The 19,293-nt window shown below is 60.7% G+C and carries 17 protein-coding genes; 9 read left to right on the forward strand and 8 right to left on the reverse strand.

What is annotated here, in order from left to right:
* Nucleotides 1-4 precede the first annotated feature (4 nt).
* Nucleotides 5-1,306 carry a hemolysin family protein gene (locus QZW03_RS13930; RefSeq protein ID WP_296510610.1) on the forward strand — a complete coding sequence of 434 codons (1,302 nt, stop codon included), beginning with the start codon at nucleotides 5-7 and terminating at the stop codon, nucleotides 1,304-1,306.
* Nucleotides 1,307-1,317: 11 nt separating this feature from the next.
* Here the strand turns inward: QZW03_RS13930 and QZW03_RS13935 are convergent, their stop codons facing one another.
* Nucleotides 1,318-2,088, reverse strand: coding sequence for a YdcF family protein (locus tag QZW03_RS13935; RefSeq protein ID WP_296510611.1), 771 nt, complete (start codon nucleotides 2,086-2,088; stop codon nucleotides 1,318-1,320).
* A gap of 118 nt (nucleotides 2,089-2,206) precedes the next feature.
* Between QZW03_RS13935 and QZW03_RS13940 the strand changes: the two genes are divergently transcribed.
* The 5 genes from QZW03_RS13940 to QZW03_RS13960 all read left to right on the forward strand — a co-directional run bounded on the left by QZW03_RS13940 (nucleotide 2,207) and on the right by QZW03_RS13960 (nucleotide 5,238).
* Nucleotides 2,207-2,611, forward strand: a complete 405-nt coding sequence (locus tag QZW03_RS13940; RefSeq protein ID WP_296510612.1) for a response regulator — start codon at nucleotides 2,207-2,209, stop codon at nucleotides 2,609-2,611.
* Between the two features lie 211 nt (nucleotides 2,612-2,822).
* On the forward strand, nucleotides 2,823-3,419 hold the full coding sequence (locus QZW03_RS13945; protein ID WP_296510613.1) for a response regulator: 597 nt from the start codon (nucleotides 2,823-2,825) through the stop codon (nucleotides 3,417-3,419).
* A gap of 114 nt (nucleotides 3,420-3,533) precedes the next feature.
* Nucleotides 3,534-3,923, forward strand: a complete 390-nt coding sequence (locus tag QZW03_RS13950; RefSeq protein WP_296510614.1) for a hypothetical protein — start codon at nucleotides 3,534-3,536, stop codon at nucleotides 3,921-3,923.
* Nucleotides 3,878-4,615, forward strand: coding sequence for a HAMP domain-containing sensor histidine kinase (locus tag QZW03_RS13955; protein WP_296510615.1), 738 nt, complete (start codon nucleotides 3,878-3,880; stop codon nucleotides 4,613-4,615). The genes QZW03_RS13950 and QZW03_RS13955 overlap by 46 nt, the downstream gene beginning before the upstream one ends.
* A 191-nt stretch (nucleotides 4,616-4,806) precedes the next feature.
* The gene (locus tag QZW03_RS13960; protein ID WP_296510616.1) at nucleotides 4,807-5,238 is read left to right on the forward strand and encodes a response regulator; all 432 of its coding nucleotides are present in this window, start codon (nucleotides 4,807-4,809) and stop codon (nucleotides 5,236-5,238) included.
* Here the strand turns inward: QZW03_RS13960 and QZW03_RS13965 are convergent.
* The 3 genes from QZW03_RS13965 to QZW03_RS13975 are packed head-to-tail and all read right to left on the reverse strand — an operon-like array spanning nucleotide 5,235 to nucleotide 9,289.
* Nucleotides 5,235-7,790, reverse strand: coding sequence for a PAS domain S-box protein (locus QZW03_RS13965; RefSeq protein ID WP_296510617.1), 2,556 nt, complete (start codon nucleotides 7,788-7,790; stop codon nucleotides 5,235-5,237). The genes QZW03_RS13960 and QZW03_RS13965 overlap by 4 nt on opposite strands.
* Before the next feature lie 18 nt (nucleotides 7,791-7,808).
* The gene (locus tag QZW03_RS13970) at nucleotides 7,809-8,180 is read right to left on the reverse strand and encodes a response regulator (RefSeq protein WP_296510618.1); all 372 of its coding nucleotides are present in this window, start codon (nucleotides 8,178-8,180) and stop codon (nucleotides 7,809-7,811) included.
* Nucleotides 8,177-9,289, reverse strand: a complete 1,113-nt coding sequence (locus QZW03_RS13975) for a HAMP domain-containing sensor histidine kinase (RefSeq protein WP_296510619.1) — start codon at nucleotides 9,287-9,289, stop codon at nucleotides 8,177-8,179. Before QZW03_RS13975 ends, QZW03_RS13970 begins: the two co-directional genes overlap by 4 nt.
* A 225-nt stretch (nucleotides 9,290-9,514) precedes the next feature.
* On the opposite strand from QZW03_RS13975, the gene QZW03_RS13980 reads away from it, so the two are divergent.
* The 3 genes from QZW03_RS13980 to QZW03_RS13990 are packed head-to-tail and all read left to right on the forward strand — an operon-like array spanning nucleotide 9,515 to nucleotide 13,666.
* Nucleotides 9,515-10,027 carry a molybdopterin-dependent oxidoreductase gene (locus QZW03_RS13980; RefSeq protein WP_296510620.1) on the forward strand — a complete coding sequence of 171 codons (513 nt, stop codon included), beginning with the start codon at nucleotides 9,515-9,517 and terminating at the stop codon, nucleotides 10,025-10,027.
* A gap of 29 nt (nucleotides 10,028-10,056) precedes the next feature.
* Nucleotides 10,057-12,429, forward strand: a complete 2,373-nt coding sequence (locus QZW03_RS13985) for a response regulator (protein ID WP_296510621.1) — start codon at nucleotides 10,057-10,059, stop codon at nucleotides 12,427-12,429.
* A gap of 46 nt (nucleotides 12,430-12,475) precedes the next feature.
* Nucleotides 12,476-13,666 (forward strand): hybrid sensor histidine kinase/response regulator, encoded by a 1,191-nt coding sequence (locus QZW03_RS13990; protein WP_296510622.1) that lies wholly within the window; start codon nucleotides 12,476-12,478, stop codon nucleotides 13,664-13,666.
* 64 nt (nucleotides 13,667-13,730) lie between these two features.
* Here QZW03_RS13990 and QZW03_RS13995 read toward each other — a convergent pair whose 3' ends face one another.
* The 4 genes from QZW03_RS13995 to prfB all read right to left on the reverse strand — a co-directional run bounded on the left by QZW03_RS13995 (nucleotide 13,731) and on the right by prfB (nucleotide 19,252).
* Nucleotides 13,731-14,762: a class 1 fructose-bisphosphatase gene (locus QZW03_RS13995; RefSeq protein WP_296510623.1), complete on the reverse strand. Its 1,032-nt coding sequence runs from the start codon at nucleotides 14,760-14,762 to the stop codon at nucleotides 13,731-13,733.
* A gap of 24 nt (nucleotides 14,763-14,786) precedes the next feature.
* Nucleotides 14,787-17,489, reverse strand: coding sequence for an aminopeptidase N (gene pepN / locus QZW03_RS14000; protein ID WP_296510624.1), 2,703 nt, complete (start codon nucleotides 17,487-17,489; stop codon nucleotides 14,787-14,789).
* Nucleotides 17,473-18,147, reverse strand: a complete 675-nt coding sequence (locus QZW03_RS14005; protein WP_296510625.1) for an HAD family phosphatase — start codon at nucleotides 18,145-18,147, stop codon at nucleotides 17,473-17,475. Before QZW03_RS14005 ends, pepN begins: the two co-directional genes overlap by 17 nt.
* Nucleotides 18,148-19,252, reverse strand: a protein-coding gene (gene prfB, locus QZW03_RS14010) for a peptide chain release factor 2 (RefSeq protein ID WP_296510626.1) whose coding sequence is annotated in 2 segments (ribosomal slippage) — nucleotides 18,148-19,170 and nucleotides 19,172-19,252 — 1,104 coding nt in all. Because the reading frame shifts where the segments join, the coding sequence is not laid out codon by codon here.
* Nucleotides 19,253-19,293 lie beyond the last annotated feature (41 nt).

The following is a 19,293-nucleotide window of genomic DNA, read 5'->3' on the forward strand; positions in this document are numbered from 1 at the left end:
CCTCATGGATTTTTTGCTCATTCTGGTTCTTACCTTGTTGAACGGCGTTTTTGCCATGTCGGAGCTGGCGCTCACGGCCAGCCGCAAGGTGCGTTTGCAAACCATGGTGGAGGCCGGGGACAAAGGGGCCAAGGCGGCGCTGGCCTTGTTGGACAACCCCACCCAGTTTTTGTCGGTGGTGCAGGTGGGCATTACCTCTATCGGTATGTTGAACGGCATCGTGGGGGAGGCGGCCTTTAGCGATGGGGTTGCCCGTTGGCTGGAGAGCCAGTTTTCGCTCTCAACCCGGGTGGCTGAAATTTCTGCCACCGCACTGGTGGTGACCGGCATTACGTTCATCACCATCTTGTTCGGGGAACTGGTGCCCAAGCGAATCGGGCAGCTGTATCCGGAAACCGTAGCACGGGCACTGGCCATTCCCATGACCTGGGTGGCCACGGGGGCCAAGCCTTTTGTGCGCTTGCTGTCGTATGCAACCCATGCCACCTTGCGCTTGCTGCGGCTCAACGCCAGCGACAACCGCGCAGTGACCGAAGAAGAAATATCTGCCAGCCTCGAAGAAGGGGTGGATGCCGGCATCATCGAGGAGCACGAGCACCAGATGGTGCGCAATGTGTTCCACCTGGATGATCGCCCGCTGACCAGCATGATGCTGCCCCGGGTCGATATCGCCTGGATGGAGGCCAACCTGACGGTGGCACAAGCGCTGGCGCTGGCCGGCGATACCCGCGACGGCAATGGCCACTCCTGGTACCCGGTGTGCCGTGGGTCGCTGGAGAATGTGGTGGGGCTGGTGAGCGTGTCCCGCCTTTTGGCCATGGGCGCGTCGTACACGGGCACGGTGGATTCGCTGGCCGAGCAGGCGGTGTTTGTGCCCGAAACCCTGACGGGTATGGAGCTGATTGAGCAGTTCCGGGTACGGTCTGCCCGCATGGTGTTTGTGGTCGACGAATACGGCGTGGTGCAAGGCCTGATGACTCCGCACGACCTGCTGGAAGCTATTACCGGCGAGCTTCAGCCCGACGCCAAAGACGACGCCTGGGCCACCTTGCAGGACGACGGCCAATGGCTGTTGGACGGCCTGATGCCGGTCGGCGAGCTCAAAGTCCGCCTCGACATTGAAGACGAACTCCCCGACGAAGAGCGGGGCCGGTACAACACGCTGGCGGGCCTGCTGATGGCGGTGACAGGCCAGCTGCCACAGCCCGGTGCCCGCATTACTGTAGGAGGCTGGGTGTTTGAAGTGCGAACCCTGGAGGGCCGCCGCATTGACCAAGTGCTGGCCTCCAAAGAAACACCTGCCTGACGCTGCAGGGCCTACAGGCGGCCCATGAGCCGGTAGGCGAGCCAACCGACGTACTCATTGAGTCCCATCTGCCAGTCTGTCACACCCTCTTGGAGGGAATAACGTGACCAGTTGATGGGGGACTCCGCCCGGAAATCTACCGGGTAGGCCGTGACATTCCAACCGGCTTTTTCGAACGTGGCCTTGGCGCGAGCCATGTGCCAGGCCGAAGTCAGCAGCAGCCACCGGTTCTGCGGATTCACGCCCGGCAGCTCTGCGCTCAGCACCGCGTTTTCGTAGGTGTTGCGGGAGGCAGCCTCGTAACGGACCTGCCCTTCGGGGATACCCAGGCTGTCATAAAACCTGCGGGCTCGTTCGGCCTCGCTCGGGCCGCCGCCTTGCGGGTCACCTTCACCTCCGGTGTAGATCAGCGGCAGGCCAGGGTTTTTCAAGGCCAGTGCGGCCGACACGGCCAAGCGCTCACCGCCGCTATTGAGCAGGGGGTGGCTGTGCTGCTCTTGCAAGCGCCCGGCGGCGGTGCCACCGCCCAGCACCACTACCCCTGCATAGCCGGAGAGGTCGGCGTTCAGCGCGATCTCAGGGTAGGGCGCCTCCAGCTTGCGGATGAGCAAGTCCGGCAGGGGCATCCATCCGGTCAACACCAATAGCACTGCACTCCAGCCCAATGCAGGCCGAGCGATGGCCGGGCGCCGGCGGGCCACCAGCCAGCTCACAGACAACACCAGCAGCAGCCAGAACAGAGGCTGGGTGACCCAGGCGATGAGCTTGGAAAGAATAAACATAAAAACTATCGAGATGAGATGTTGATAGAAAGTATTGTTGTCTGCGCTGAGGCAAAAACAACACTAAAAACGTAATTTTCGGTAAAGTCGCATTAAATGTTTATTTATATAATTTCAAATGAAGAAAACAATTCTGACAGTTGATGATGGCGACGGAATACGCCGCTTGATTCGTATGACTCTTGAATATATGGGTTTTGAGGTACTGGAGGCTTCTAGTGGAGCCCAGGGCCTGGCTATGGCGCGTGAGCACCGACCAGATTTGGTGTTGATGGATGTGCGAATGCCAGGGGTCAACGGAATCACTGCTTGTGAGGCTATGCGCGCAGATCCTTTTTTGAAGGCAATACCTGTCGTCATGCTATCAGCAGCCAATCAGCCGTCGGATGTGGATGCGGGACTCGCGAGCGGTGCGGCTGCGTACCTGATGAAGCCATTTGAACCCGTCGAAATGATTCAAATCGTCACACGGTTGATCGAAGAGGCTGATCCAGGTTTTGCCCATCTGCCGGGCATCGAGTAATGACGGCGCGATTGAAGTGAGTGGCGTGTTCAAGCGTTTTCCTCTGGTTCATGGGTTCAGCCCCGAGAGTCGAGGTCGGAGCAAAAGTGCTCTGGGGTTTTTGTTGAATAGTCCAAATTAACGCAATTAATGTTTTATTTAAATAGTCATTGCTTACCTCTCCTTGTCGATGTCTCGGCAGTGTTGGGCGATGTAACCGGAGTACGTTGACATGAACAATGAACGCGATGTTTTAACCACCCAGCAGGCAGCCAAAGTGTTGGGGCTCTCGACCACTTCGGTCCAGAAGATGGTGATCAACGGGGAGCTCGATGCGTGGATCACGCCGGGCGGGCACCGCCGCATCTTCCGCAGCAGCGTGGACCAGTTGCTCAACTCGCGCAATGTGGGTCTTGCGGGGGTTACCAGCACCCGGCCACTACGCATTTTGTTGGTGGAAGACGATGCGGTACAAATCGCTTTTTTCAAATCTCTGCTCGCTCGCATCGGGCACAAGGTGCAGCTCACCATCGTGAACCAGGCCAACCAGGCGCTGGCCCATGTGCGGGCCATGAAGCCCGACCTGCTGGTGACTGACCTGGTGATGGAGCCTATGGACGGCTTTACCCTAGTGGAGTCGCTTTTCAAGGAACCCGATCTGCTGGGGCTCAACATCATTGCCTTGTCTGCCATGTCGCCGCAAGACATGGAAGGCGCTGCGCGCCTGCCAGACCGGGTGGTGCGCTACCAAAAGCCCTTAGGTGCAGACCGCCTATGCGGCTATCTGGACGCACTCACCGTGCGGCTGCTGGAGTGTGAGGCCGAGTGAGTTGCTTAATTGCTATCAAAAAGGCAGCTGCTTGCGCATGTTCTATCTGGGCTAGAGGGCTATTTAATGATGAATCTGCATTGTCAACATTAGATAGCCGCAGCATTGCTCACGGTGGATGATGTCTCCCTGCTGCTGTGTGAGCAGCCCGAAGTGCACACCGAAGCCCACGCTCTGCGCGCGCAGCTGCACATGCTCCAACAATGTGTGGAGGGCATGGACGAGGCAGTGTGGACCTGGTCGCCGAGCGAAGGCCTGCAGCCCATGAGCCGCCGCGCGTCGGAATGGTGGGAGCACGCCGATGCTGCGGAGCAAGCGGACATGCTGGCGTGGGTGGTCTCGGTGCCGCTTAACGGTGCGGCATCCGCCGAGTGCGATCTGGAGTGGAGCGCGGCAGGCCGCCGGGTGTTGCACGCCCGCTGCCTCAGCGACGAGCACCCCGGCCCCAGACCCGCCGCGTGTACCTCCGCGATATCACCCAAGCCCGGGATGTGGACCGGATGAAGAGCGAGTTTCTGACGGCTGCGGCGCATGAATTGCGCACCCCGCTGGCCAGTATTTTCGGTTTCACCGAACTCATGCTGGTGCGCCAGCTGCACCCCGACAAGCAGAAAGAACTGCTGGGAACCATTCACCGCCAGTCCCGCTCGCTGATCGACCTCATCAACGAACTGTTGGACCTGTCCCGCATTGAAGCGCTGCAAGGCCAGGACATTCACATTGCATCCTGTGAGGTTGCCACGCTGGTGCAGAGCACCCTGGCAGCGTGGTACTACAAGCCGGAGCTGCACGAGCTGGACTGCGATTTGCGGCACGGCGCCTGCACGGTGCGGGCCAACCTCGAGAAAACCCGGCAGGCCTTGCTGAACGTGTTGTCTAACGCCGTCAAATACTCGCCACGCGGGGGGCGCATTACGGTGCGCACAGCGCTGCGGGGCGTGAATGGCTGCGCCCAGTTGGGCCTGATCGTGCAGGACCAGGGCATCGGCATGACAGAAGCCCAGTCGGCGCGCGCTTTTGAGCGCTTTTACCGCGCGCACCCCTTAGGCGACATTCCCGGCACCGGCCTGGGCCTGAGCCTGGTGGGTGAAATCATGCAACTCCAGGGCGGCGAGGCTGAACTCTCCAGCACACACGGGCAGGGCACCACCTTGACCTTATGGCTGCCTTTGCAAGAGCCTGACGGCGTGCACTGAACGCTATGCGAAAAATCACCAGCAACAGCGAACTGATGACCACCCGGGAGGTGGGCGAAGTGCTGGGCGTGGCCGTGCGCACGGTGCAGCTCTGGGCGGAGTCCGGGGTGCTACCGGCCTAGCGCACCTCAGGCGGTCACCGCCGGATTGCACGCAGTGCCGTCGAGCGTTTGACCCGGGAGCGCGCGGACATGTTGGCACCCACCGTGCACCAACCTGCATCCCCCAGCACGCGGCCTTTGCGCTTGCTGGTGGTGGAGGACGATGCGGACCTGCGCAAGCATTTCTCCATGGTGGTGGAGGGCTGGAGCTTTCCGGTCGAACTCAGCACCGCGCAAGACGGCTTTCAGGCTTTGGTGCGCATTGGCCAATGGATGCCCGACATGGTTATCACAGACCTCAATATGCCGGGCATGAACGGTTTTGAAATGGTGCGCTCCCTGCGCCAGGGCGGCCCCAGTTTTGCAGACCTGCAAGTGGGGGCTGTCACGGCGCTGAGCATGGGCGATGTGGCCGACCGCGGAGGCTTGCCCGAGGGCACTGTGGTGTTCCAGAAGCCGGTGGATTCTGGTGCCATCGAGGCGCTGGCCCGCACCCGACAGCAGCACCTGCGTATTGACTAGGCGGGGGGTACTAGCGGGATCCACAAGCTGGCCACAGTTCCCCGGCCCAGCTGGCTTTGCAACACCGCACGGCCCTTGTGCAGCTCGGCAATCTCTTTGACAAGGCTCAGCCCCAGCCCGGTGCCGGGAATATTCCCTGAAGCGTCTGCGCGGTAGAAGCGCTCAAAAGCGCGCTCGAGCTGTTCAGGGCTCATGCCGATACCCTCATCCCGCACATCAATCACGGCGTAGTGTTCGCCTTCCCACTGGTCGGTGCGCACTGCCAGTGTCACGTCGCAGCCCTGAGGGGAGTACTTGAAGGCGTTGGCCAGCAGGTTGGTGAGCGCCTGTTGCATTTTTTCAGGGTCCATGAGCACCTGCAGTTCGGGCAGGGGAGCCAAGAGGACGGGGCGATCGGTGTCCTTGAGTATCAGCCCCAGGACTGAGCTTTGCACCATGTCGGCCAAGGGTTGCGGTGTGATCTGCATGTCCAGCCCGCCGCGGGACTCGATGCGGGCGAGGTCGAGCAACTCGTTGAGCATTTTGACCAGCAAACCCGATTGTTTATGGATGGTGCGCAGCATGTCGTCCTGGCGCTCTTCGGTGAATTTGCGCCGGGTCAGCAGCTCCGAGAAACCAAAAATACTGACCATCGGAGTGCGCAGTTCGTGGGCGGCCGCGGTCAGAAACTCGCTCTTCATGCGGTCCACCTGGTCTTCGTGGGTGACATCTCTGAAGTACAAAATCGTTTCGCGCCGGCCCGCTTCGTTGCGGCGCGAACGGGCCTGCACCACGCGCCGCTGGGGGCGCGCCAGTTGCAGCTTTTCTTCCCAAGAAGCATCGGGCTGGTCGCCCCGCATGACGGGCAGGGCCTGGGTTTCATCGCACAGCGCGGTCAGCGCCTGTTCAAACTGCGAGAGGTTGACCGCGTTCTGCTGGTGCTTGCTCAATCCAGTCATGCGCTCAAACGCAGGGTTGGCAAACACCAGCTGGTCACGGGCATCAAACATCACAAAGCCATCTGGGCTGAGGCTGAAAATCGCATCCAGCTGGGCACGGCGCTCTGCCATGGCCTCTTCGGCCCGCACCCGGGCGGTGATGTCAGACACGATGCCCACAAAGTGGGTGAGGGTGCCTTTGTCAGACATCACGGGAGAGAGAGAAACCTCCGCAATCTGCAGCTCACCGTTCTCCAGCTCGCGGTGAATCGTGACATTGGTATTGCGGTGCTCCCGCACGGCCAGTGTGAGCTCACGCACACCCGGGTCGTCGGCGTTTTTGCCGCGAAGCAAGGCTAGGCTCTCACCCAGAATGTCCCAACGCGGGAGGTTGACGAATTTCTGGAACGCGTCGTTGACGTAAACGATGGGCTGATGCTCCATCTTCCCGTTGGTGATGAAAACCGCGTTGTGGCTACTGGCCAGGGCGCGCTCATAGAGCTCGGAGGTCTCCTGGGCCGCGCGCTCATCAGTCAGGTCGCGCACGATGCAGGCATAGCGCAAGGTTTTGTCGTCTTTCACCTCGCCCAAGCAGATTTCCACTGGAAACGGAGTGCCGTCCGCCCGGGTTCCCATAAAGTCGTGGCGGGTGATGCGGCTGATGCTCAGCACATGCTCCATGCCTTGGCCGAACATTTCGTGCAGAGCCCCGGCATTTAGGCCGGGCACGCAGCACTCGATGGATTGGCCCAAAATTTCTTCTTCCGAGCGACCGAAGATACTGGTGGCTGCGGGGTTGGTGGTGGTCACCCGGCCGAATTCATCGAGCCCGATGATGGCCTCAGCCGCCGTGTTCACAATCGCTTGCACCCGGTTGACCTGCGCGGCCATGCCCCGGCTGGCCTGGTTGATGGCCGATTGCAGTAGATGCACTTCCACGCTGGATTTGTGGAAGGTAACCTCTTCACCCATGTGCAGGGGAATCTGGGCTGCGAACTCGGTCAGCATCCGCACAGGCTCCAGCGCCTTACTAATGATGGTGTGCAGGCACAGCATCACCACCACCATCAGGCCCAGCGCCACCCACAAGGACTGCAGCCAGAGCCGCCGCAGGTCGTTGTTGCGCTCGTCCAGACTGGTGTCTACCCGCACCCACACGTTGTTGAGGGTGTTTTCTTTGTCGACTTCCTGCCAGGCGGAATAGCGCTCTACCTCCTTGCCGCCAACAGGCAGGCCCAGACTCACCTGGGCTGCGGGTAAGCGCTGGCCGGTGTCCACATGCACGCCATCGCGTGCGCGGGTCACCTCCATCAGGTTTTCACCGTTGGGCCGGTAAATGCTGATGCGCTCAATGCCGGGGAGCTGTATGGCATCAATGGCGCTAGACTGCAGGCCACTCACCCGCTCGGCAATCAAGGCGGCTGAACTGCTGCCGGCCACCATGCGGGCGACCGAGGTGGCGTTGGTTTGCGCGATGCGTAGCGTTTCTGCCGCAATGCGTTGGTAGGCGTAGGCGCCGTAGAGCAAGGTGAGCAGCAGCATCACCACAAGGGTGCCTGCCATGATGAGGCTACCGATCCGGTAGGGTGGCAGCACCCTGCGTCGGATAGCAGACAGGCCGTTGGCGGGACCCATGGCAGTGGCTCTGTGGAGTTAGGGAACCAGCCGGTCGACGGTGTCGAGCAGCTCTATCGGGCTGAAGGGCTTGACCAGGTAGGCGTCGCAGCCCGCCTCATGCCCACGCTCCACATCGGCCTTTTGCCCCCGCGCGGTCAACAGAATGACCTTGGTCATGCTGCCCAGCGTCGGGTCGGCTTTTACTTTTTCACAGACTTGGTAGCCATCCAATGCGCCGGGCATCATCACATCCAGCAGGATGAGCTGTGGGCGCAATTTCTGGGCGACTATCCAGGCGGTTTCTCCGTTGTCAGCCTCATAGAGGTCGAAGTCTTCGCTCTCCATGGTCATCACGATCAGTTTGCGGATATCGGGCTGGTCATCCACGATGAGGGCTTTGCGTTTCATGGTGCGTCTTCCTTCTTGCGACGTTGCATCAACTGAGCCAGGTCAGCGGCGTAGCGCTGGGCCTGTTCCATATCTAAATTGGCCTGGCCGCGCTGCGGCGCGCCGGTGGGAAACTGGATCATCACGCGGGTGTCTTCACCGTCGACGATGAACATCCGAATATTGCCGCCATGCAGGCCCACGATCCGGTTGACCAGCGGGAGCCCCAAGCGGCCGTTGGCCTGCGTCGGGCTGCGCGCTACAAACAGGTCGCGGGTTTCAATGCCTTTGTTCTCCGGGGCGATCGCACCCTGGTTGCGAACGCTGATCAACACATGTTCACCCGTGAGCGTGTAGCTGATCTGCACCGAGCAATCCAGCCCGCCTTTCACCTCGCGGCGTGAGTGGGTCATGGCGTTGTCAAAACACTCGTAAAGCGCCCGTTTGATCAGGCGCGCGTTGCCATAGAGCGCTGGGAGCGTGCTGCCGGGCGGCTTGACTTCGAAACGCACTTTGGCCTGCACGGCGCGAGGCTTCAGGTCTTCCAGAGTCTGGGTTACCAAGGCCCCGAGGTCCATGCGGTCATCCATCTGCATGGCTTCTTCTCCGAACACTGCCAGCAGGTCGGCCAGGCGGCGCAGTCGCTCTTTCAGCTCGTCGGCCGCCAGTTCGAGGCGATTGCCTTCTTCGCTCTCCGGCAAGGAGCCCAGCAGTCCGCTCAGCTTGCGCATAGGGGGGCCGACCTCATCTTGCAGCAGCTCAATGATCTGGTCGAGTCCCATGCGGCTTTGCACCCCCGGGCCGGCGTGGGCTTCTTCTTTTTCTTCGGCTTGCGCGACGAAGGCAATGTCCAGCCCGGAGGGGCCGGCCATGAACATGCCCTTGATTTTCTTGCCATCCGCCACCCCGACTTCTGCGGTGTAGGGCAGTTTGACCCTACCAAGGGCAATTGCCTGTGCGAGGTTTTTGATCACGACACGCCCGCTCATCGCCTCCACGGGCTTGCCCGGATGCAAGCGCGCTGCCCGGTTGGCAAAGGTCGCCATGCCGTTCACGCCAAAGGTAATCAATGGCAAGGGCATTGCGTCAAACAGCGCATTCACCGACGGTTGATGGAAGTTGGTAGCCATGGTGCAGGTCCCGTAAATCTGTCTGATTTTTCGCTAATGTATCAAATTTATCAAAAAATACAAGAAAGATGAAAAATAAACCATTTAAGTGTTTTTATTGCCTATGTCATCAGATAATTCAAGTCTCGGGCTTTATTTGTCGTTTTTTGTGTAATTTAAATATTTATACCAAATAAGTTGTATTTGGCGTATTATTCGGCATTGATGTCCAACAAGGAGTGATTCATGCGTGCTTTTGTGACCCGTTGTGTGCTGTCTTCGGTGGCGACTGTCTTGCTTTGGGGCACTGCGCCGGCCCATGCGTTGGAACCGGTAAAAGGCAAAGTCATTTTGACCATTTCCGGCAAGGTCGGGGAAAAAAACACTCCGGATGGTGCGGCCTTCGACATGGCCATGCTGGAGAAGCTCCCCATGCAAAAATTCAGCGCACAGACCCCGTGGGACAAAAAGCCGATTGCGTTTGAAGGCCCTTTGCTCCGCGACGTGCTGGCTGCAGCCAAGGCCAGTGGCACTACCTTGAAAGCTGCTGCACTGAACGACTACCAGACCACTATTCCTGCGGACGATGCCAATAAGTTCGACATGATCCTGGCCTACAAAATGAACGGCGAGTTGATTCCTGTGCGGACCAAAGGCCCCCTGTTCATCGTGTACCCCTTCGATACCAAAGCTGAGTTGCGCTCCGCAACCTACTACGAGCGCTCTGCCTGGCAGCTGAAGTCCTTGAAGGTCGAATAACGACACTTCGCCCACTCCCTGGAGTGCCTATGTTCAACACCACGCCCATGCGCCTGCGCCGGCTGCTTCTGCTGCTGGCCACTGTTGTGTCGGTGGCCATCGTCGGGGTGTTGATGCAGCAGGCCTTCGGTGAGCTCCGCGATGCCCAGCGGCGTCAGGCGGCGTTTAACGAGTCGTTTGTGCCTTCGGTGCACCAGTTGGAGCGCGAATATTTGCGCTTTTCGCACCAGCTCGCAGGGGCGAGTCAAAGCGCTGTGCCCGTGGACCTTGACGCACTAGAGTTTGGTTTGGACCTGTTGCGCAGCCGGATCGATGTGGTGGACAACGCACTCGCCGCTGCCGCCTTTCGCGAGACCCCTGAATTCATCGCTGCACGGACGCTCATTGCAACTTCGGTACGCAATGTGGGTAGCACTCTGGATCGCCGTGCTAGAAGCGCCGTGGACTGGGCCCCCACAGCCCTTGAAATGCAGGCCTTGGCCCCGGCCATGAACGCGCTCACTATGCGCGCCTCGGTGCTCGCGAGCAAAGAAGAGGAGGCTTTGTTACTCCATCAAGTGAACGATGCACGCAGCAAAATGACACTGATGGGCGCCTTGCTCGCGCTGCTGCTGGCCTCGGCAGCCACTATCGGTTTGCGTCAAACCCAGGTGGAGCTGGACCGGGTGCGCCAGGTAAAACTCAATGCGCAAATGCGCGAAGCCAATGCCCACGCCGATGCCGTCAATGCCGGCAGGTCCCGGTTTCTGGCCAATATGAGCCACGAATTGCGGACTCCCCTGAACGGCATGCTGGGCATGCTCAGCCTGCTGGGGTCCACCCCAGTGAACGCCCAGCAGGAGGACTACATCCAAACCGCCATGCGCTCGGCCAAACATTTACTGAGTTTGCTCAACGATATTCTGGATGCGTCTGCCCTCGAAGTCGGCAAGATGACGCTCAAACCGGAGAGCGTTCATCTCCCGTCATTGGTATCAGAAGTGTACGCGCTGATGCGGCCTGTAGCCCTCGAAAAGCGTCTGGTGCTGCACGTGAAGCAAGACCCGACCTTGCCCTTGTGGGTACTGGCCGATGGAACCCGCGTGAAACAGATTTTGGTGAACCTGCTATCGAATGCCCTCAAATTCAGCGAGCGAGGTACGGTGTTACTGGAGGTTTGGCCTGTGCTCCATGAGGGCAAGCTCGACACGGCTGAGCTTTGCCTGGGTATCCGGGTGACCGACGAGGGAATGGGCATGTCCGCAAAGGTACTGGACAAGCTCTTTCACCGTTTCGAGCAGGGTAACGCCAGCAGCGCACGCCGCCATGGTGGCACCGGTCTAGGCTTGGAAATTTCCCGCTGTCTCGCCCGCCACATGGGGGGAGATATAGAAGCTGCGAGTACCGAGGGAAAAGGCAGTGTGTTCACCGCCACTTTGCGGTTGCCCTTGAGCGCACCGCCTACCGAGCAGACCACGGACTCGATGGCCATACGCCGGGAGCCCGGCATTCCGGGACTGAAGCTGGTGGTCGCGGAAGACAACGCCATTAACCGCAAGTACATGGCGGCGCTCCTAAAGAACATGGGCCATACGGTGCGCTTTGCGGAGCACGGCGGATACGCGGTCCAAGAGGTTCAGAAAGAGCTACCGGACCTGGTTTTGATGGACCTGCACATGCCCGAGGTCGATGGACTGCAGGCTACAGAGGCCATTCGCCAATTGCCGGCCCCTTATGGAACTCTGCCCGTCATCGCGCTCACAGCGGACGTGTTTGAGCAGTCCAAAGACCGTGTCCATGCCGCAGGGATGGATGGCTTTTTGTCCAAGCCGGTGAATGTGCATGAACTCGAAAAAATGCTGGTGCGCCGGTTCGGCAGCCGGGGCGCGTCGCTCGCCGTGCAAGCGCCGGTGGTTCCGGTCAGACCGGCCGCCGCCGAGCCCGCCGCGCAGCCGGTGGCGCCCGCAGCAGACGCATCTCCAGCGCCCGCTGCAGAGCCTGTGGCAGCGGAGCTTTTGGCTGTGGAGCCGGCACCGGTTGCCCGGCAACCGCGCCGGCGCTTCCGTCCGGGCGATGTGGCAGAGCATTTGAATATGTCCATGATCGGCGACCTGTGTGTGGGGGTGACCTTGCAGGGCTACCAATCGCTGCTGGATGGCGCCATGCGCACCGACGCCCACTGCTATACCGACTTGTTTCGGGCGCTGGAGGCTGTTGAGACCACAAAGCTACTGGAACTGGGCCATTCGTTCAAAGGTGTGTCCGCCAGCCTCGGCCTGGCCGCACTCTCGCGCATGGCGCTCACCATTGAAAAGAAGGGCCATGAATTTACAGCCGAGCAGTGCCGCGAACATGCGGATGCACTGCAGGAATGCTGGAACACCACCCATGCCATTTGCGCCCGGATGGGGCTGATTGCGTAGTCTTGAAAGCACGGCGATGGTGAGTGCTCTTTTGGCAAGTGCGTCAGTGCCTACAGTTTTGGTGGTGGACGACAGCTCGGCGTTGCGGCAACTCACTGTAGGTGTGTTGCGGCGGGTGGGCTACACGGTGTTGGAGGCCTCCGACGGTCGCGAGGGGCTGGACACCGCTCTGCGCGAGCAACCGGATCTTATTTTGTGCGACATCCACATGCCGGTGCTGGACGGTTGGGACTTGGTGCGCGAGGCCCGCAGCAGCGAGGCCCTGGGAACCACCCCGGTGTTGATGTTGACCTCGGACAACGACCGGCTCAGCGTACGCCGCGCCATGGCAGCCGGTGCCGACGACTACCTCACCAAACCCTGGACCCAGGCGGAACTGTTGTCCGCGGTGACCTCGCTCCTGGAGAAAGCGGAGCGCTATAAAGCCGATGCCGTGCGCTCGCAAGACCAACTGCGCTCCGCCGTGTTGGCCACCATTCTGCACGAATTGCGCACGCCCATGGTAAGCCTTGTGGGGTCCACCGAGTTGCTGCTGACGCGTCGCAATCGCTATAGCCCGGAGCGTGTACAGGGCATGCTGGAAGACGTGCACCGAAGCGCGCAGGCCCTGACACGCACGATCAGCCGCATGATGGACTGGGCGGAGCTCAGTGGCGCGGGCGCAAGCAGTAACACGGCGCCTGTGCTCCACCACCTACCGGTTACGCAGGCCATCGAGGAGGTGCTGGGCAGCAGCGCTTTTGCCAAGGAGGTGCAGTCTGTGCTGAAGGTGCCGCCGGAGACGCAAGGTGGTGTCTTTGCCAGCCATCCCGTGCAAGTGCGTTTGGAGGCCTGTCACGTTCAGTGTTGGGGGCCGGACTTTTACAAGGTCATGACAGAGCTGTTGGTCAACGCGCTGCGCTTTTCAAAACCCGGCCGGCCAGTCGGCGTTACGGGGAAGGCCATCGGGCACGAGCTGTACCAACTGGAAATCGCTAACTTGGGCGTGGCCATGCCGGAGAGGTTTATTGCCCAGATCGGAGCCCTGTCCCAGGCTGATCGCGATTTGCACGAGCAACAAGGCATGGGCCTGGGCTTGGCGATCGGTCAACTGGCAGCCAAGCGCAATGGGGCCACCCTGCAAGTGACTCGGTTTGACGGCATGCCCACCGTCGTCAGGCTGGTTTTTAGAACTGCCAAAGTGCGCGCTGATGCCTTGCCGGGCAGCCAAGCCCAATCCATCAGCGATTGCGCATGACCCATAAAAAAGCCCGTTATCACCGATAACGGGCTTGCGATGCCGAGGGCTCTGAGGCTCAGGACTAGCCGGCGTGTTCTGCGTGATACCGCACGACGCGTTCCACTTCATTCTTCGAGCCCAGCACCACGCTCACCCGCTGGTGCAATTGGGTGGGCTTGATGTCCAGAATGCGTTCGGTACCAGTGGAGGCCGCGCCGCCGGCTTGCTCAATCAGCCAGCCCATGGGGTTGGCTTCATACATCAGGCGCAGCTTGCCGGGCTTGCCGGGTTCGCGCTTGTCCCAGGGGTACATAAACACGCCGCCACGGGTCAGGATACGGTGCACATCGGCCACCATGCTGGCAATCCAGCGCATGTTGAAGTCTTTGCCGCGCGGGCCTTCTTTGCCTTCCAGGCACTCGTCGATGTAGCGCTTCACAGGTGCGGCCCAGTGGCGCATGTTGCTCATGTTGACGGCGAATTCCTGGGTGTCTTCGGGCACGCGCACGTTTTCCTGGGTCAGCACAAAAGAGCCTTGTTCGCGGTCCAGGGTGAACATGTCTACACCATCACCCACGGTCAACACCAGCGTAGTCTGGGGACCGTAGATGCAGTAACCGGCAGCGACCTGGCGGTGACCGGCTTGCAGGAAATCCTGCTCGCTCACTGTGGGGCATTCGGGGTCTTTGATCAACACACTGAAGATGGTGCCGATGCTCACATTCACATCGATGTTGCTGGAGCCGTCCAGCGGGTCAAACATCAACAGGTACTCGCCTTGCGGGTAGCGGTTGGGCACGGTGTAGATGCCTTCCATTTCCTCGCTGGCCATGGCTGCCAGGTGGCCGCCCCATTCATTGGCTTCGATCAGCACCTCGTTGGCAATGATGTCGAGCTTCTTTTGAATCTCGCCTTGCACGTTTTCGCTTTCGGCGGCACCCAGCACGCCACCCAAGGCACCCTTGGTCACCGCCAGGCTGATGCTTTTGCAGGCGCGCGCCACCACTTCGAGCAGCAGGCGGAGCTGCGGAGGAATGGTGCCTTGGCTGCCATCGTTCTGGCTGCCGCGCTGTTTCTCGATGAGATAGCGCGTGAGCGAAATTCTTTGTGTCATGTGAAGTCCCTAAGTTTTTGAAAATCAGTCAGCCAAGGCGCGGTCTACGACTTCGCGCACATCGTTGCTCAAGTCGGCTTTGCCTGCTACCCGGGCCAGCGCTTCGCGGGCCGCAGAGCGGTAAGGTTCGGCGAGTTTTTTCCAGCGGTCCAGTGCGCGCGCCAGGCGGGCGGCGACTTGCGGGTTGATGGCATCCAGCTCCATCACCCTGTCGGCCCAGAACACATAGCCTGCTGCATCCGCCCGGTGGAAACCGCCGGGGTTGGCGCTGCAGTAGCTGAAGATCACGCTGCGGGCGCGGTTGGGGTTTTTGAGGTTGAAGTCTGCATGCGCCATGAGTTGGCGCACAGCAGGCAGCACCTGGCCACCGCGGTCGCTCGTGCCTGCTTGCAGGGCAAACCATTTGTCGAGCACCAGCGCTTCGTCTTTGAACAAGGCATGGAAGCGGGCCAGGGCGTTGGCAGCCAAGGCGTGGCCGCTGTTCACCAAGGCTTGCAGGGCGTTGAAACGGTCGGTCATGTTGCCGGCGTCTTTGAAGCGCTGCAGCGTCTTGCCGGGCCACAAGCTGTCACCACTCTGGGTGGCGGCCAGGCACAAGAAGTTGAGCGCCATGCCAGCCAGGGCGCGGCGGCCGCTAGAGAGCGGGTCGGGGCGGTAGCCGCCGTTGCCCTCGTGCTCGGCAAAGGCCCATTCCCAGTCGGCGTGCAGGGCGGTTGCCAGCTGCAGGCGCATGGCTTCGCGCACCGCGTGAATGCGCTGTGGGTCCACCACATCGAGCTGCTCAGCGATATAGGTTTCTGAAGGCAGGGTCAGCACCAGTTCCTTGAATGCCGCATCCAGAGTGGGGTGACGCAATACCGAGCGCATGGCGGAAATATAGGCATCATTGAGGGGTTTAGCCCCGGTGGAATCTGCGCTAGTAGCTATGGAATTGATAGCACTTCGCAGGGCCAAGCGTTGGCCGGCTTCCCAGCGGTTGAAGGCATCGGTGTCATGGGCCAGCAGGGCCAAGAGCTGCGCATCGGTGTAGTCAAAGTCCAGCACCACCGGTGCGGAGAAACCGCGCAGGATAGAGGGCACGGGCTCTTCGGCCACGTTCTGGAAGGTGATGCTCTGGCTGACTTCGGTCAACACCAACAGGTGGCTGTCGCCCGCCGTCTGGCCGTCCAGGGTCCAGGGCAGCGCGGTGCCACTAGCGGCACCCACGAGCCCCAGGCTCACCGGAATGACAAAGGGCTCTTTCACCGGCTGGCCGGGAGTGGCCGCGCAGCTCTGGCTGAAGCGCAAGGTGTAGGTCTGGGCCGCAGCGTCGTACTCGCCCTGTGCTGCCACGCGGGGGGTGCCCGCCTGGCTGTACCAGAGCTTGAACTGGGGCAGCAGTTTGGCCAACGCGGAATCCGGATTGGCGTCGGCTATGGCTTGCGCGAAATCGTCACAGGTCACCGCCTGGCCGTCAAAGCGCTCAAAGTAGAGCGCCATGCCTTTGGCAAAACCGGCACGCGAGGTCAGGGTCTGCATCATGCGGACCAGCTCGGCACCTTTTTCGTAAATGGTGACAGTGTAGAAGTTGTTGATTTCCAGGTAGCTGTCAGGCCGCACCGGGTGGGCCATGGGGCCCGCGTCCTCGGGGAACTGGGCGGTGCGCAGCACGCGCACGTCTTCAATGCGCTTGACCGCGCGGGCGCTGGGCTCGGCGCACAAGTCCTGGCTGAATTCCTGGTCGCGGAACACGGTCAGGCCTTCCTTCAGGCTCAGCTGGAACCAGTCGCGGCAGGTGATGCGGTTGCCGGTCCAGTTGTGGAAGTACTCATGCCCCACCACGCTTTCGATGTTGCTGTAGTCCACATCGGTCGCCGTGGCCTGGTTCGCCAACACGTATTTGGTGTTGAAGATGTTCAGGCCCTTGTTTTCCATGGCTCCCATATTGAAGTCACTGGTGGCCACTATCATGAAGCGCTCCAGATCCAGCGGCAGACCGAAGCGGGCTTCGTCCCAGGCCACGCTGGCCATCAGGCTGTTCATAGCGTGCTCGGTCTTGTCCAGGTCACCCGGGCGCACAAACACCTGCAGCAAATGGTCTTTGCCTGCGCGGCTGGTGATGCGCTGCTCGCGCGCCACCAGTTGGCCGGCCACGAGGGCGAACAAATACGATGGCTTTTTGTGCGGGTCTACCCACTTGGCAAAGTGGCGGCCGTCCTCCAGCGCGCCGCTGTCTACCAGATTGCCGTTGGACAGCAGCACGGGGTATTTGGCCTTGTCGGCACGCAAGGTCACGGTGTACATGGCCATCACGTCCGGGCGGTCCAGGAAGTAGGTGATGCGGCGGAAGCCCTCTGCCTCGCACTGGGTGAAGAAGGAGTCGTTGCTCACATACAAACCCATGAGCTTGGTGTTTTTCACCGGCACGCAGGTGGTGAAAATTTCCAGCGCAAAGGGCTCGTTGCCTTCGGGCAGGTTTTCCAGCACCAGCTGGTTGCCGTCCATTTTGAAACTGGTGCCTTGGCCGTTGACCAATACGCGGGCCAGGTTCAGCTCCTCGCCGTCCAGACGCAGCGGCTGGGCCTGCACGTCGGGGTTGCGGCGCAAGCTCATCTTATTGAGCACGCGGGTCTTGGACGGGTCCAGGTCAAAGCTGAGGTCGACGGTGTCGATCCAGAATGCGGGGGCGGTGTAGTCGCCGCGGTGAATCACGGCGGCAGGGCCCGAGGCCTCACGAAGATGCGACATGGTGTGTCTCCAAAAAGCGGGATGCCATCAAGGCGTGGTAATCGGGAACGACAGCCAGCACGTGCGGGCCCGTCAGTTCATCAGGGTGGTGGCTGCTGGCAATGCCCACCGCGCGCATGCCGGCGCGGCGCGCGGCTTCGATGCCCAGCGGCGCGTCTTCAAACACGATACAGCGCTCGGGCTCCACGCCCATGCGGCGCGCAGCTTCCAGAAAAATGGCCGGCTCGGGCTTGCCCGGCAAACCTTCGTCGCCCCCCACCGTGGTGAGCGGCGGAACGCGCATTTGCAGGTGCCGGTAGGCAAAGACCTGGTTCTGGCGGTCGCCCGCCGTACCCACGCCCAGCTTCAAGCCACGGGTGTGGGCGTGGTCAAAAAACGCCTTGAAACCCGCCACCTCAGCAAATATCGGAGAAAACAACTCGCGGTACACCGCTTCTTTGACGTGCACATGGGCCATAGCCTCATCTTCCGCCATGTCAGGCCGGCCGAACAGGATGCGCATGCACTCCACCCCGGTGCGGCCGGTGGTGCGGCGCATGACGTCGCTGATGTCGACGTCCAGCCCCTGGCGCTGGGCAAATTCTTCCCAACTGCGCTTGTGGGAGGGCATGGAGTCGATCATGGTGCCGTCCATGTCAAAGATGAGGGCTTGCACCATTTAGATACCTTGTTTCAGAGAGGCTTGGATGAACACATCCAGGTCACCGTCCAGCACCTTTTGGGTGGCAGACACTTCCACGTTGGTGCGTAAGTCCTTGATACGGCTGTTGTCCAGCACATAAGAGCGGATCTGGTGGCCCCAGCCCACGTCGGTCTTGGTGTCTTCCAGCTTTTGCTGCGCTTCTTGCTGCTTGCGCAACTCAAAGTCATACAAGCGCGAGCGCAAGCGTTTCCACGCCACGTCCCGGTTGCTGTGCTGGCTGCGGCCGTCCTGGCACTGCACCACGATACCGGTGGGGATGTGGGTCAGCCGCACCGCAGAGTCAGTTTTGTTGATGTGCTGACCACCGGCGCCGGAGGCGCGGAAGGTGTCGGTGCGCACGTCGCTGGGGTTGATCTCGATCTCGATGGAGTCGTCAATCTCAGGGTACACAAACACCGATGCAAACGAGGTGTGGCGGCCGCCCGAGCTGTCGAACGGGCTCTTGCGCACCAGGCGGTGCACACCGGTTTCGGTGCGCAGCAGGCCAAAGGCGTACTCGCCTTCGATCTTGATGGTGGCACCCTTGATACCGGCGGTGTCGCCGTCGGTGATGTCTTCCACCGTAGCCGTAAAGCCTTTGCGCTCCGCGTATTTCAGGTATTGGCGCAGCAACATGCTGGCCCAGTCGCAGGCCTCGGTGCCACCGGCGCCGGCCTGGATGTCCAGGAAGCAGGGCAGGGGGTCGGCCGGGTTGTTGAACATGCGGCGGAATTCCAAGCCTTCGATGATTTCCGCCAGCTTGGTGGTTTCGGCTTCGATGGTGATCAGGCCATCTTCGTCGCCGTCTTCCTTGCTCATCTCAAACAACTCGGTGTTGTCCGAGAGGTTGCTGGTCAGGTCGTTCAGGGTGACGACCACGCCATCGAGCATCTTTTTCTCTTTGCCCAGCTCTTGGGCTTTCTTGGGGTCGTTCCAGACCGAGGGGTCTTCTAACGAGGCATTGACCGTGCGCAGGCGTTCAGCTTTGGCATCGTAGTCAAAGATACCCCCTGAGTTCCTGGGTCCTGCTGGTCAGGTCTGCCAGGGTGGTGCCGATGAGGTTGATGCGTTCTGCTTCCATGGTGCGGGTCCTGCTTGCTGTGTATATGGTTAACCCGCTAT

It is taken from the genome of Rhodoferax sp. (assembly GCF_013297935.1).
GTDB lineage: Bacteria > Pseudomonadota > Gammaproteobacteria > Burkholderiales > Burkholderiaceae_C > Allorhodoferax.